General features: G+C 64.1%; 10 protein-coding genes and 2 tRNA genes. 7 read left to right on the forward strand and 5 right to left on the reverse strand.

The window, feature by feature from the left end:
• The first annotated feature begins 220 nt into the window (after positions 1 to 220).
• Positions 221 to 1,168 (forward strand): Abi family protein, encoded by a 948-nt coding sequence (locus LI72_RS01155; RefSeq protein WP_052129437.1) that lies wholly within the window; start codon positions 221 to 223, stop codon positions 1,166 to 1,168.
• A gap of 75 nt (positions 1,169 to 1,243) precedes the next feature.
• Here the strand turns inward: LI72_RS01155 and LI72_RS01160 are convergent.
• Both LI72_RS01160 and LI72_RS01165 read right to left on the reverse strand, forming a co-directional pair.
• Positions 1,244 to 1,334, reverse strand: a tRNA-Ser gene (locus LI72_RS01160).
• A gap of 108 nt (positions 1,335 to 1,442) precedes the next feature.
• On the reverse strand, positions 1,443 to 2,078 hold the full coding sequence (locus tag LI72_RS01165) for an adenylate/guanylate cyclase domain-containing protein (protein WP_052129380.1): 636 nt from the start codon (positions 2,076 to 2,078) through the stop codon (positions 1,443 to 1,445).
• A gap of 80 nt (positions 2,079 to 2,158) precedes the next feature.
• Here LI72_RS01165 and LI72_RS01170 point away from each other — a divergent pair, with 80 nt between their 5' ends.
• Complete coding sequence (locus LI72_RS01170; RefSeq protein WP_033924042.1) at positions 2,159 to 3,178, forward strand: peptidylprolyl isomerase; 1,020 nt, start codon at positions 2,159 to 2,161, stop codon at positions 3,176 to 3,178.
• 49 nt (positions 3,179 to 3,227) lie between these two features.
• The gene (locus tag LI72_RS01175; protein WP_033924043.1) at positions 3,228 to 4,199 is read left to right on the forward strand and encodes an oxidoreductase; all 972 of its coding nucleotides are present in this window, start codon (positions 3,228 to 3,230) and stop codon (positions 4,197 to 4,199) included.
• Positions 4,200 to 4,232: 33 nt separating this feature from the next.
• Here the strand turns inward: LI72_RS01175 and LI72_RS01180 are convergent, their stop codons facing one another.
• The 3 genes from LI72_RS01180 to LI72_RS01190 form a co-directional block, all read right to left on the reverse strand.
• Positions 4,233 to 4,631, reverse strand: a complete 399-nt coding sequence (locus LI72_RS01180) for a hypothetical protein (RefSeq protein WP_033924044.1) — start codon at positions 4,629 to 4,631, stop codon at positions 4,233 to 4,235.
• A gap of 218 nt (positions 4,632 to 4,849) precedes the next feature.
• Entirely contained in the window at positions 4,850 to 6,274 is a 1,425-nt protein-coding gene (locus LI72_RS01185; RefSeq protein ID WP_033924045.1) for a tetratricopeptide repeat protein, read from the reverse strand.
• A gap of 190 nt (positions 6,275 to 6,464) precedes the next feature.
• A tRNA-Met gene (locus LI72_RS01190) sits at positions 6,465 to 6,541 on the reverse strand.
• Positions 6,542 to 6,737: 196 nt separating this feature from the next.
• On the opposite strand from LI72_RS01190, the gene LI72_RS01195 reads away from it, so the two are divergent.
• The 4 genes from LI72_RS01195 to LI72_RS01210 all read left to right on the forward strand — a co-directional run bounded on the left by LI72_RS01195 (position 6,738) and on the right by LI72_RS01210 (position 13,921).
• Positions 6,738 to 7,973, forward strand: coding sequence for an FAD-dependent oxidoreductase (locus LI72_RS01195; protein ID WP_033924307.1), 1,236 nt, complete (start codon positions 6,738 to 6,740; stop codon positions 7,971 to 7,973).
• A gap of 195 nt (positions 7,974 to 8,168) precedes the next feature.
• A complete protein-coding gene (locus LI72_RS01200; protein WP_033924308.1) occupies positions 8,169 to 9,290 on the forward strand; it encodes an efflux RND transporter periplasmic adaptor subunit in 1,122 nt (373 codons plus the stop codon).
• Positions 9,291 to 9,356: 66 nt separating this feature from the next.
• On the forward strand, positions 9,357 to 12,491 hold the full coding sequence (locus LI72_RS01205; RefSeq protein ID WP_052129438.1) for a multidrug efflux RND transporter permease subunit: 3,135 nt from the start codon (positions 9,357 to 9,359) through the stop codon (positions 12,489 to 12,491).
• Positions 12,488 to 13,921, forward strand: a complete 1,434-nt coding sequence (locus LI72_RS01210) for an efflux transporter outer membrane subunit (RefSeq protein ID WP_033924047.1) — start codon at positions 12,488 to 12,490, stop codon at positions 13,919 to 13,921. Before LI72_RS01205 ends, LI72_RS01210 begins: the two co-directional genes overlap by 4 nt.
• The last annotated feature ends 65 nt before the right edge of the window (positions 13,922 to 13,986 follow it).

A 13,986-nucleotide genomic window follows, 5' to 3' on the forward strand; every position in this document is an offset into this window, starting at 1 on the left:
AGGCCACAAACGGGTTGAATTACGAGGTATTTTCTGTGTTGCGTGATAGCACCCATCAACCACCGATTATCGTTTTGCGATATTTTTTCGGCTCCGTTAATTGACGGTTGATAACCGGATGGTTAGGTATGCCTCAACAACACCCCCCAGGCGGAAGCTTCGGCTGCTCAACACCGGGGGGTCACTCATAGGGCCTCTCCGGTTATCCGGGGAGGCCTTTATGCTTTATGATAAGCCAGCAACCACAATCGCTCAGCAGCTTGACCTGCTGCGAGATAGAGGCATGCAGTGGGAAGACGAGAATTTAGTCGAGAGGTGGCTCCAGACTGTCGGGTACTATCGACTTAGCGCATATTGGCTTCCCTTTGAGCAAGAGCCACCTGAGGGCCAGACTCGCAGCAAGGTTTTTCGACCCGAAACGCGGTTCGAAGCAATCATCGACATTTACGTTTTCGACCGCAAGCTTAGACTAATTGTCATGGAAGCGATCGAGCGGATTGAGATCGCATTGCGGGCGCGATGGACAAATCGCCTAAGCTTGGCATCTGGTGCACACGCACACATTGATCGCGCTGCATTCACCGAACCCTGGCAGCATGCTCAAATGGTAGCGGCCCTCAATCGACCGGTTACTAGCAGCCAAGAGCGCTTCGTGAAACACTATCTCGAAAAATACGATGCCCCCTATGTCCCGCCGCTCTGGATCGTAACTGAGCTTCTCACGTTCGGTGAGTTGTCGCGTTGGTTGCAATGCACCGCCGACCTCAAAATGAAATCCGCAATTGCATTTGATCTGGGCTTGCCAACACGTGAGGCATTAGAAGGCACTGTTCAGTACTTGGCATATGTCCGCAACATATGCGCACACCACTCGCGCCTCTGGAACCGGCAAACAGTAAAGAAGCTGCCGACAATCAAGCGGTTCAGACGCGATATAGCAATCACGGCCAAGGGCCAGGCCGATAATCGGATTTACAACGGACTGGTCATCCTCGCTTTGCTGCTGAAGCATCAAAGCACTGACACATCCTATGCGACTCGAGTTGCCGACCTAGTCTCTGACCGAACCGACTGGCAGCTGCGTTCAATGGGCTTTCCACTTGATTGGCAAGAACGTCCTCTTTGGCAAACGGACAACGAGGTCGCTATGCCAGCACTCCCCAATTGAGGGACCAATTGAGGGGCGGCTTGCCCAGCTTCCGATTAAGATTGGCGGTTTCTTGTGGGATAGGAGGGTGTCCCGTGGCGGAGCGGGAGGGATTCGAACCCTCGATACGCTTTTGACGTATACTCACTTTCCAGGCGAGCGCCTTCGACCACTCGGCCACCGCTCCGCATGTCCTGGGAAGCGCCCCCCTAATGCCAAGCGGAGGTTCGTGCAAGCGTGCTTTGCAGCAGGCGTCACGCGCGGCATCGGCAGCCCAGTTTCGGGGGCGGGGGCGTCAGACCAGCCGGTGATAGATCAACGCCAGGCCCGATATGCTCAACTGCTCGGGCCTGGTCTCGACATTCTTGAGCGTCAGCGTGGTATGCGCCCCTTCGGTCAGCAGGATTTCGCTGCGCTGAGCGATGTCTTCCCCCAGCTTGCAGGTCAGGTTCATCTCGTCGCCGAACAGGTCGCTGTCATCGATGTTGAGCACAGGACCATAGCCGATCCCGATCGAGGCATAGAGCCGGCGGTCTTCGGGCAGGATGAGATTGGCGGCATTGAGCTGCCTCACGATCGCCCTTGCGGCGCGCACCGCATTGTCGGTGCGGTCGAACAGACAATAGAGATTGTCCGCCTCCGCCTTGACCAGCAGGCCTGCCTTGTCCTCGATCTCGGGCAGCGCCAGCCGCTTCATCTGATGGACCATCAGCAGGAATGCGGCGATGCCGTGCCGCTGCGTGGTGCGGGAAAAGCCGCTCATGTCCAGCACCATGATCGCGCGGGTTTCGCAAAACACCTGCTCGATGGTTCGGGCCAGTTCGCCGATGCGATCCGGCGCCTCGATCATGTCGTCGAGCAACCGGTCCAGCGTCGCATGGCTGTTGCGCAGCGAAAGCGGGGTATCATCGTCCGTGTCCTGCTGTGCCATGGATTCGCCCTCCGATCGCCTGAGGCTTGCACAGCGCAGGCCGGTTTCGCAAGCCTGTCGGGCGTGATAGCGTGCCGGCCATGATATCTGCCCGACTCCGCACCGCCGCGCTGCGCTCGTTTGCCGCGCTTTCTCCATTGTGTCTTGTCGCCGCGAGCGATCCAGCTCCGGCTCCTGCGCCGCAAGGGCCGGGGGACATCGTCGCTGCCGCACCTGCGTCCGACTGGGTGAAGATAGCGCCTGAAGATCTGCTGGTGATGGAGCTATCGCCCGATGCAGCGGGCAAGCCGCGCCGGGCCGTGATCCAGCTGATGCCGGCGCCGATCAGCCAGCCGTGGATCGGCAACATCCGCAAGCTCGCCGCCGCCCATTGGTGGGATGGTCTCGCCATCGTGCGCATGCAGGACAATTATGTGGTGCAATGGGGCGATCCCGATGGCGAGGATGCGGCCAAGGCGAGGCCGTTGCCCAAAGGGTTGGTGACGCCGAGCGAAGAGGACTATGAGACCGGATTGCCGCAGGCACCGCGCGACCAGACCGGGGCAGGCTTTCCCGTTCCGCCGCCGCGCCTGGCGCCCGACAGCTATGCGCGCAACCCGCATTTCTACAAGTCCTGGCCGATGGCGAACGACACCAAAGGACGTATCGGGACCGTGGCTGGAGGGCAGGGTGGCTATCCGGCCTGGCCGGTGCATTGCTATGGCATGGTCGGTGTCGGCCGCAACCTGTCGCCCGACACCGGTAGCGGGGCAGAGCTCTACACCGTGATCGGCCACGCGCCGCGCCATCTGGACCGCAACATCGCGCTGGTGGGGCGCGTGGTCGAAGGCATCGAGCACCTCTCCAGCCTGCCGCGGGGCACCGGTCCCCTGGGATTCTACGAAACGCCCGAAGAGCGCACCGTGATCCGCTCGGTACGGCTGGCGAGCGAACTGCCGCAGGCCGAGCAGCCGCAGCTGGAGTATCTCGCCAGCGACAGCGGAACGTTTGCGCGCTACGCTCAGGCGCGGGCCAACCGCAAGGATGCCTTTTTCAACATTCCGGCGGGGGCTGCGGATATCTGCAACATTCCGGTGCCCATCCGCAAGACCGCACCATAAACAGAACCATAAACAGAACCCCAAAACCGAACCAGGGAGAGAGCCGCCGATGATTGCCGAACACCAGAGCCCCGTGGAGTCGCCTTTCGGTCGGCAGAGCGAACCGCATGAGGTGCTTGCGGGCATCGACCTGACGGGCAAGACGGCCATCGTGACCGGGGGCTATTCTGGACTGGGGCTGGAGACGGTCCGCGCACTGGCCGCGGCGGGCGCTGCGGTCACCGTTCCCGCGCGCGACACGGGCAAGGCCCATGCCGCGCTGGAAGGGATGGCGGGCGATATCACCATCGCACCGATGGATCTGGCCGATATCGCATCGGTGCGCCGCTTTGCGCTGGACTTCGCATCGGATCATGCGGCGCTCGATCTGCTGATCAACAATGCCGGCGTCATGGCCTGCCCCGAGACGCGGGTGGGGCCGGGCTGGGAGATGCAGTTCGGTACCAACCATATGGGCCATTTCGCGCTGACCCAGGTGCTGCTGCCGTTGCTGCAGCGCACCGATCGGGCGCGTGTGGTCGCCCTGTCTTCCACCGGTCACAAGCTTTCGGACATCCGCTGGGACGACCCCAACTGGACCGATGGCAGCTATGACAAGTGGAAGGCTTATGGCCAGTCGAAGACCGCCAATGCGCTGTTTGCGCTGGGCCTCAACGCCCGGCTCGCAGAGAGCGGCGGCATGGCCTTTGCCGTCCATCCCGGTGGTATCTTCACCCCGCTGCAGCGCCATCTGCCCACCGAGGAAATGATCGTGCTGGGCTGGCTCAACGAGCAGGGCGAGATTTCCGACGGCGCGAGGGCGATGTTCAAGAGCCCGACCCAGGGCTGCACCACGACCCTGTGGGCGGCGACCAGCCCGCTGCTCGAGGGCAAGGGCGGTGTCTATTGCGAGGACTGCAATATCGCTGCGGTATCGGGCGCAGAGCCGGTGCGCTACCGCAATGTCGATCCGCACGCGGTCGATCAGGGCAGCGCCGAGCGTCTCTGGTCGCTGAGCGAAAGCCTGCTGGCGGACGCCTGAGCCACGGGGGCTCCGGTCGGCGATTGTCGTGGCTCAGCGGAAATCCGCATAGGCGATGACCCGGCGGAAGCCGCCGCTGCATTGGCGCTTGCCGTCGATCACGCGGTCCTCATGCCAGATATCGCCCGAATGATAGCCCCATTGTGCCAGCTGCCGCGAGGGTCGCTCGGTCATGCGGGTGCCGAGCCATTGCGACAGGATCGGGGTCAGCGCGGCGCGGGCGCGATCCGGCGACCGGCAATCGTCCTTGCCGTGCCAGACATCGATCCGGCGGGCGAGGTCGGCTTTCACGCGGACGGGTTTTCCGGATGGGGAAGACTGTCTGGGTGACGCAAAAGCCAGCATCTCGGCCTGCGCTGCATGGCGCGGCCAAGCCACTACCAGCAGCACTGCCATGATGAGCAGCAGCAGCGAAAGCCAAGCTCGCGTCATCGATCGCTCCGGCTCGCGGGAAGTCGCGGTTGGCCTGACCGCCAGCGGGCGGGCACGAAGGTTGGCCAGCAGCCGTTTTGGGTCGACGGGTTAACCCCGCCCGCTGACGATCAGACCATCAGCAGACTAAGCGAACCTGGCCGCAAACGGCTTGTCGCAAATTGTTGCAAATGCCGGAAAATGCGGGAGGTGGGGAAAGCCAGCCGGCGCGCGATCGGTCAGGAAAGGTCGACGTCCGGCGTGGCGACCATCACCTTGTTGAGCAGCCGGATGATCTCTGCATCGCTGCGCCACTTGCGGGCGATCCGCCGGTTGAGCGTCGCCGAATACCAGCGTTCACCCAGCATCGATGCCTGCTGCAGCAAGGCGACCAGCGTTTCGCGATCACCCATGCACGAGGCATGGAAGGCCGGCGTCATCCGCGTCTTGCGTTCGCCCTCGGCAAACTCGCGGCGCGCGTCGGCGACCAGCACCTTGTGCGCGGTGGCGGGGTCACGCGCGATGGCGGCATCGAGCGCGCGCGACAGCCGCTGCATCTCGGGCACCGCGCGAAGACTGGCCAACGCGCGATATTCGCGGGCATAGGCCTTGATGTCGCCGCGCGAAATATGCGCCCAGGCCAGGCAGTTGCGGATTGTCGCGTCGTCGGGATACTGCGCTTTCAGCTGGTTCAGCTCCATTACCGCGCGGCGATCGCGGCCGGCCTGCCAGTGTGCGCAGGCGCGCTCCACCGCGATCGCCGGGGTGCCTGGCAACAGCAGTTGCGCCGTATCATAGGCGCGCTGCGCGGCAGCATCCTGGCCCAGGTCGGACAGCACATTGGCGTACCAGAAATGGGTCAGGCCATCGCGGGGGTCGAGCTCCAGCGCGCGGCGGAACGAATCGACCGAGCGCTGCGCATCATAGCTCCACCAATACTGGATGAAGCCATTGGCCCGGTGGGCGGCGGCAAGCTGACCATCGAGCGACAGCGCCTGTTCCACCGCCGACTTGGCGGCACTATAGGCGCGGCTCTCGGTGGCAGCGCCATATTCGCGGTAGATCAGCCAGGCCTCGGCAAGCCCGGCATAAGCAGGCGCGAAATCCGGATCGGCGGTGATGACCTTTTCGTACAGCGTGATCGCGCGGCGCAGATCGGCAGGGGTACGCCGCGCCCACAGATCGCGCGCGGCGACATAATCGTCGGCGATGGCTGGATCGCTCGGCAGCGCGGCTGCCCGCTCCACCGGGGACTGCGCAGGGCCAAGGCCGTCGGAGAGGGTGACGGTGATGGTCAGCAGCGCAGCGATGACGAACACCGCCCCAAGCGCCACGAACAGCGGTCGTGTGCGTTTGCCGGGGGCTTCGGGAACAGCGGGCGGGAACCTGATGGGTTCTCCAGCCGGGCTGGCGGGGGAGGGCGGCGCGTCGTCCGGCAGGGCGGGCAGGTCCTCGGCAAGATCGGATTGTTCGAGTTGTCCCGCCCAGGCCTTGAGTTCGTGCTCATAGGCGAAGACCGAACCCTGCTTGCCGCCGGGGAGCCGGTGAACCGGAAGGCTGCGTTCCCGCGCCCAGCGCATGACGGTGGTGCGGTCGCGCCGAAAATAGGCGGCTATCGCCTTCCACCCATCCAGCCTTCGATCATTGGATTCCGGCTGGTTCAACGACCATTTCCACCAATTGTTACAACCCCACTGCGGGCACGTTTCAATCGACCGAGAAGCCGCGCCTTGTACAACCCTATCGGCGGGGGGCGGCGGCTGTCCAGACATTATGAAACAAATCAAGGATATCCCGCGACATTTTCCCAAAGGGAGTGCGGGCATGTCAGGCACATGCGGTCATGTGCGGGGATGGTAGCGGAGGAGGGACTTGAACCCCCGACCTACGGATTATGATTCCGCCGCTCTAACCAGCTGAGCTACTCCGCCATCCAGGCAGGCACGGGCCAGTGGCCGGTGCAGGTCGCGCCCTATAATTGCACCATGGGCTGCGGTCAAACCAAATTGCATGGGCATGACAGGTTGCTGCAGACAATATGAGTTGAGGCTTGTTTTCCGCAACGTCAACCGGCAGATGGCAAGCGATGCCGCACCGGCAGGGAAACAGGTCGCAGGAGAGAACGGCGTGCTCGACAGCTATGATATTGCCATCGTGGGGGCCGGCCATGCCGGCGCACAGGCGGCGATCTGCCTGCGCCAGATGGGGTTTGAAGGCACCATCGGCCTGCTCGGCGACGAATCGTTCCCGCCTTACGAGCGCCCGCCGCTGTCGAAGGAATATCTGGCCGGCGACAAGCCGTTCGAGCGCATCCTGTTGCGGCCCGAGGCATTCTGGGCCGAACGCGGCATCGATCTGCAGCTGGGCAAGCGCGTTACCGCCGTCGACCCTGCCGCGCATGTTCTGACGCTGAGCGGTGGCGCGACCTTGGGCTATGGCACGCTCATCTGGGCCACCGGCGGATCGCCCCGAATGCTGGACTGTCAGGGCAGTAACGCCCGCAACGTCTTTGCCGTCCGCACCCGCGCCGATGTCGACAAGATCATGGGCCGGCTGGACGATACCGCCAGCGTGGCGATCATCGGTGGCGGCTATATCGGCCTGGAAGCGGCCGCAGTGATGCGCAAGCTGGGCAAGCAGGTGACGCTGATCGAGGCGCTCGACCGGGTGCTGTCGCGCGTCGCGGGCCCCACGTTGTCCGCCTTCTTCGAGGAAGAGCATCGCGCCCATGGTGTCGATTTGCGCACCGGCTACACCGTCGATCACATCGAAACCGACGAGGCCGGCCATGCAGTCGCCGTGCAATGCGGCAACGGCGAGCGTATCGCGGCCGACATGGTGATCGTGGGCATCGGCATCATCGCACAGACCGGCCCGCTGATCCTGGCCGGTGCTGCAGGCGGAAATGGTGTCGATATCGATGAATATTGCCGGACCAGCCTGCCTGATGTCTATGCGATTGGCGACTGCGCGGCGCATGCCAACCCGTTTGCCAACGATCGCGTGATCCGGCTCGAATCGGTGCAGAACGCCAACGATCAGGCGAAGGTGGCGGCCAGCCACATTCTGGGCAAGGCGGAGGCGTATCACGCCATCCCGTGGTTCTGGTCGAACCAGTATGACCTCAGGCTGCAGACGGTGGGGCTGTCGCTCGATTACGATCGGGAGCTGGTGCGCGGCGACCCTGCCAGCCGCAGTTTTTCCGTGATCTATCTGCGCGGGGGCAAGATCATCGCGCTCGACTGCGTCAATGCCACCAAGGATTACGTGCAGGGCCGCAAGGCGATTGTCGATGGGACCCCGCTCGATCTTGAACAACTTGCCGACCCCAACGTACCAATCAAGGAGGTTGACCACGCCTGATCGCCGATTTTTAGCGAAATCCGGCAAAAAATTCGCAAGTCATGAAACAATCTTGCCCTATCATCGGTTTACCCCCTAGATACGATCAGACCATCGTATACGGTGTCCCCTGAATTCTGCGAGTCCGCCATTTTTCGTCCCGTTCGCCAGACACGAACGCATTTGAAGCGTCATGCCTTGATCGGCCTGGCGGCGATGGCGCTTGCCAGCTGTTCGGGGGGTGAGGACGATAAGGGCCGCGGCCGTCCGGTGCCCGAGGTCGGCTATATCGTCGCCAGCACCAGTGCAGTCCCGATGGCGGTCGAGCTCGCAGGCCGCATTGCCGCGTTCGAGATGTCGGAAGTCCGCCCGCAGGTCACCGGCCTGATCCGCCGCCGTCTGTTCACCGAAGGTTCGGTGGTGCGGGCAGGGCAGACATTGTACGAGATCGACCCCAGGCTTTTCCGCGCCGCCACCGCACAGGCGAGCGCGAACCTCAACAGCGCGATCGCCAATGCCGAGGCCACGCGAATCCGCGCCGAGCGACTGAAGCCACTGGCCGAGGCCCAAGCGGTGGCGATGCAGGACTATACCGATGCCGTGGCTGCCGCGCGCCAAGCCGCCGCCGCCGTACAGCAGGGCCGCGCGCAGGTCGAAACCGCGCAGGTCAACCTGCAGTTCACGCGCGTGCCTGCCCCCATTACCGGGCGGATCGGGCGGTCGTTGTTCACTGTCGGCGCGCTGGTGACCGGCAACCAGGCCGAGCCGCTGGCGGTGATCCAGGGGGTTGATCCCGTCTTCGTCGACATCCAGCAATCGAGCGCGGAACTGCTGACGCTCCGCCGGTCGCTGGCGCAGGGCGGATCGGTCCCCGGCAGCGCCGAGGTCGCGCTGATGCTCGAGGATGGCACCGAATATGGACCGCGCGGTGTCGTCCAGTTTTCCGAAGTTATGGTCAATGCGGCCACCGGGACGGTCACGCTGCGTGCCCGCTTCCCCAATCCCCAGGGTCTGCTGCTGCCCGGCATGTTCGTGCGTGCGCGGTTCGACCAGTCGATCGATACCACAGCCGTGCTGGTGCCGCAGGCGGCCGTCAACCGCAACGCGCGCGGCCAGGCCAGCGTGTTCGTGGTCGATGCAGGCAACAAGGCCGCCGAGCGCCAGGTAACCGCCGATCGCACGGTGGGTACCGACTGGGTGGTCACCAAGGGATTGAAGGCAGGCGACAAGGTGATCGTCCAGGGTCTCGCCAAGGTAAAGCCAGGCGCGCCGATCAAGCCCGTTCCCGCCAGCAAGCCGCAGGTCATTGCTCCACCATCACCGCCAAAGCGCGGCTGAGGCCCCGCCGTGTCGCGCATCTTCATCGAACGGCCGATCTTTGCATGGGTGCTGGCGATCATCACCATGCTGGCGGGCGTCGGCGCGATCTACATGCTGCCGGTCGAGCAATATCCGGATGTCGCGCCGCCGCAGGTCAATATCCGCGCCACCTTCCCCGGGGCGTCTGCAGACACGCTGGAAAACAGCGTCACCCAGATCATCGAGCAGCAGCTGACCGGGATCGACGGCCTTTTGTATTTCAACTCCAGCTCGACCTCGCGCGGGCAGGTGACGATCAGCGCGACGTTCGAAAAGGGCACCGACCCCGATATCGCGCAGGTGCAGGTGCAAAATCAGGTGCAGCAGGCGCTGGCCCGGTTGCCGCAGCAGGTGCAGCAGCAGGGCTTGCGGGTTACCAAATCGAACCCCGATTTCCTGTTCATCGTCGGTGTCTATGACGAGACCGATCGCAGCACCAATATCGATGTCTCCGACTTTCTGGTGTCGAACCTGCAGGATACCCTGTCGCGCATCGAGGGCGTCGGCGAAACCAACGTGTTCGGGTCGCAATATGCGATGCGCATCTGGCTCGATCCGGATCGTCTCGCCTCGGTGGGGCTGATGCCGGGCGATATCGTCACCGCGATCCGCAACCAGAATACCGAGGTTGCCGCCGGCGAAGTGGGCGGGCTTCCGCAGCCGGAGAGCAACCGGCTCAACGCCACTGTCACGTCGCAATCGCGGTTGCGCACGGTCGACGAGTTCGAGGCGATCATTCTCAAGGCCGAGCAGAGCGGTGCGGTCGTTCGGCTGTCGGATGTCGCGCGCGTGGAGCTTGGCGCGGAAAACTATTCCGCTTCCAGCCGCATCAACGGCCACCCGGGTGCGGGCCTTGCCATTTCTCTGGCTCCCGGCGCCGATGCGCTGGCCACCGCCGATCTGGTCAAGCAGGCGGTCGCTGATGCCAAGGGCAATTTCCCGGCGGGATACAACGTGGCCTATGCCAATGACAGCACGGCCTTCATCCGGCTGTCGATCGATGAGGTGGTGCAGACGCTGATCGAGGCGATCATCCTCGTGGTCATCGTGATGTTCGTTTTCCTGCAGAGCTGGCGCGCCACTTTGATCCCGACGATCGCGGTGCCGGTGGTTCTGCTCGGTACCTTTGCCGTGTTCTATCTGTTCGATTTCTCGATCAACACGCTCACCCTGTTCGGCCTGGTGCTCGCCATCGGCCTGCTGGTCGATGATGCGATCGTCGTCGTCGAGAATGTCGAGCGGCTGATGGAGGAAGACCCCGAGCTCACGCCCAAGGAAGCGACGATCAAGTCGATGGGTGAAATCCAGGTCGCGCTTGTCGCCATTGCTGTCGTGCTGTCCGCCGTGTTCCTTCCGATGGCGTTTTTTGGCGGGTCAACAGGCGTGATCTACCGCCAGTTCTCGATCACGATCGTCTCGGCGATGGTGCTTTCGGCACTGGTGGCGCTGATCCTCAGCCCGGCGCTGACGGCGACGCTGCTCAAGCAGAAGAAGCATGACGGGACCGAGCAGGAAAGCCGCCTGAAGCGCGCCTGGCCCTGGGGCGCGGCGCAGATGGATCGGGCGCAGCACTGGTTCAATCACGGCTTTGCCCGCGGCACCGACAGATATGTCGGCGCGGTCGAAAAGGTGGTCGATCGCAAATGGCTGTTCATGGCGATTTACGCGATCGTTCTGGTGCTGCTGGTCGCGCTGTTTGTGCGCCTGCCGACCGGGTTCCTGCCGACCGAGGACCAGGGCGCGGCGCGGCTTCAGTTCCGCCTGCCCGCCGGCGCGACCCAGGGCCGCACCCGCGAGGTGCAGCTGGCAATCGAGAAATACATGCTGGAGGATGAGCGCAAGAACATCGCCGTGATGTTCAGCGTCGCCGGCGGCGGCCAGGGTGCGGCGGGGCAGAACACCGGCCAGGGCTTCGTCAACTTTGTCGACTGGTCCGATCGCACCAGTGCAGACGATTCCGCCGACGCGATCAGCGAACGCGCAACAAAGGCGTTTTCCGCCTTTCGCGATGCGCAGGTCAACGTCCTGGTTCCCGCCGCGATTCGCGGACTGGGGCAGACCAACGGCTTCAGTCTGCAATTGCAGAACACCAGCGGCATGAGCCGCGAGGAGTTCGCAGAAGCGCGCGACAAGCTGCTGGATCTGGCCGAGAATGATCCCGTGCTGGCGGGCGTGCGTCTGGGCGAGCTCCCCGATGTGCAGACGCTGCAGGTCGATATCGATCAGCCCAAGCTTGCCTCGCTGGGGTTGAACCAGGCGGACGTGAACACCACGCTGTCGGCCGCCTGGGGCGGGCAGTATGTCAACGACTTCATCGATCGTGGCCGGGTCAAGCGCGTGTTCGTGCAGGCAGACGCCCCCTATCGCGCCACGCCCGACGATCTCAACCGGTGGTTCGTGCGCGGCAATGACGGGCAGATGGCGCCGTTCTCGGCCTTCGCGCGTACCCGCTGGTCGACCACGCCGACGACGCTGTCGCGCTTCCAGGGCTATCCCAGCTTCCAGTACGAAGGCCAGGCGGCACCGGGGCAGAGCTCGGGCGCGGCGATGGACCGGATCGAGGAACTGGCGAAGCAGATCCCTGGCGTGGGCGTGGCCTGGTCGGGCCTGTCGTTCCAGGAGCGGCTGTCCTCGGGCCAGGCGCCGTTGCTCTACAGCCTGTCGCTGCTGGTGGTCTTCCTGTGCCTCGCGGCGCTATACGAAAGCTGGACGATCCCGGTCGCGGTGATGCTGGTCATTCCACTGGGCCTCGTCGGCGCGGTGTTCGCAGTGACACTGCGCGGGCTGGAGAACGATGTGTACCTGCAGATCGGCCTGCTCACGACGATGGGGCTGGCGGCCAAGAACGCCATCCTGGTGATCGAATTTGCCGAGCAGGCCGAAAAGCGGGGTGCGCGCGTGATCGATGCAGCGCTGGAGGCCGCGCGCCTGCGTCTGCGGCCGATCCTGATGACCAGCCTCGCGTTCATCTTCGGCGTGCTGCCGCTGGCGTTGTCCAGCGGGGCAGGGGCCAACAGCCGCATCGCCATCGGCACCTCGGTGATCGGCGGCATGCTGACCGCGACGGTGCTGGCGATCTTCTTCATCCCCCTGTTCTTCGTGCTGGTCCGCCGCACCACCCGCGACACGCTCAAGAAGCTGCATATCGGCGACAGCAAGCCCACCGAGGGGGTCGCATGAGGCGGGCTTCACTGATTATCGTCGCGCTGCTTTCGGGCTGCTCGATGGCACCCAAATATGTCCAGCCGGACCTGCCGGTGCCGCAGTCCTGGCCGGTCGGGGACGCCTATCTCGCCGAGAGCGAAGCGGCGCTGCCGGTTCTCTCCTATCGCGAGGTGTTCGTCGACGCCCGCCTGGCGCAGGTGATCGAGCAGGGGCTGGCCAACAACCGCAACCTTCGCGTCGCGGCCGCCAATATCGAGGCGGCACGTGCCCAGTTCCGCATCCAGCGCGCCAGCCAGCTGCCTCAGATCGGCATCGGGGCGAACAGGACGCAGTTCGATAACGGCACCGCGAACCAGAACCGCAATCAGGATGTCGATATCGGCAATGACCCCAGCGCCAGCCGCTCGACGGCAGGGGTCCGCTACACGGCCGATGTCAGCACCACCGCGTTCGAGCTCGACCTGTTCGGGCGGCTGCAGTCGCTGTCCGATGCCGCGCTCAACCGCTATTTCGGCACCGAGGCGGCAGCGCGGGCGACGCGCCTGACGCTGGTCGGCGATATTGCCGATGCGTGGCTGACCTATGCGGCTGACAGGTCGCTGCTGACGCTGGCGCAGGAGACCGCAGCCAATGCGCGCGAGCGGGTGAAACTGACCCGGCTGCGGCTGGATGGCGGCATCGCGCCGCGCACCGATCTGCGCCAGGCCGAACAGATCCTTGCAACCGCAGTGGCCGATATCGCGGCCCAGACCACGGCGGTCGCGCAGGACGTCAACGCGCTGCAGCTGCTCGTCGGTGCACCGGTCGATGAGGCATTGCTGCCGCGATCGATCGCGGATGCGGGCGAGGCTGTGAAGAGTTTGCCTGCTGGCCTCGATTCGACGATCCTGCTGCGTCGCCCCGATGTTATGCAGGCGGAATACGAACTGCGTGCGGCCAATGCAGAGATCGGTGCGGCCCGCGCAGCCCTGTTCCCGCGGATCACGTTGACGGGGCTCGCCGGGCTCGCCAGCAATGCGCTCTCGACGCTGTTTACGGGTGCTGCGTTCAACTATTCGGCGGGTGCCAATGTGCGCTATTCGCTGTTTGCCGGCGGCGCGGCGCAGGCCGGTGTCGCGCAGACCCAGGCGCAGCGCGATGCCGCGATTGCGGGCTATGAAGGCGCGATCCAGGCGGCATTCCGCGATGTCTCCGATGCGTTGGCGCGGCGCGGCACGATCACCGAACAGTTGCGCGCGACCCGTGCCTTTGTCGAGGCCGCCGAGGACAGCTATCGGCTGACCGACATGCGCTATCGTGGTGGGCTGGACTCGTTCCTCGCCAGCCTCGATGCGCAGCGCTCGCTCAATACCGCCCAGCGGACCTTGCTGACGACGCAACTGGTCGAAGCGAGCAACCGCGTGACCCTGTACCGGGCATTGGGCGGCGAGACGGTTCAACCCTGATTGCCGTCCATGCTCCCCTCCTTTTCAGGCAGGGGAGCAGGTGAGTAAGCGGTTACCGAGTCGGT

The sequence above is a fragment of the Sphingomonas sp. 35-24ZXX genome (genome assembly GCF_000786215.1).
Taxonomy (GTDB): domain Bacteria; phylum Pseudomonadota; class Alphaproteobacteria; order Sphingomonadales; family Sphingomonadaceae; genus Blastomonas.

Bases quoted from the DNA above. Each gene is read 5' to 3' on its own strand.
- LI72_RS01155 (WP_052129437.1), top strand. From the start codon at position 221: ATGCTTTATGATAAGCCAGCAACCACAATCGCTCAGCAGCTTGACCTG.
- LI72_RS01165 (WP_052129380.1), bottom strand. From the start codon at position 2,078: ATGGCACAGCAGGACACGGACGATGATACCCCGCTTTCGCTGCGCAAC.
- LI72_RS01170 (WP_033924042.1), top strand. From the start codon at position 2,159: ATGATATCTGCCCGACTCCGCACCGCCGCGCTGCGCTCGTTTGCCGCG.
- LI72_RS01175 (WP_033924043.1), top strand. From the start codon at position 3,228: ATGATTGCCGAACACCAGAGCCCCGTGGAGTCGCCTTTCGGTCGGCAG.
- LI72_RS01180 (WP_033924044.1), bottom strand. From the start codon at position 4,631: ATGACGCGAGCTTGGCTTTCGCTGCTGCTGCTCATCATGGCAGTGCTG.
- LI72_RS01200 (WP_033924308.1), top strand. From the start codon at position 8,169: ATGGCGCTTGCCAGCTGTTCGGGGGGTGAGGACGATAAGGGCCGCGGC.
- LI72_RS01205 (WP_052129438.1), top strand. From the start codon at position 9,357: ATGCTGGCGGGCGTCGGCGCGATCTACATGCTGCCGGTCGAGCAATAT.
- LI72_RS01210 (WP_033924047.1), top strand. From the start codon at position 12,488: ATGAGGCGGGCTTCACTGATTATCGTCGCGCTGCTTTCGGGCTGCTCG.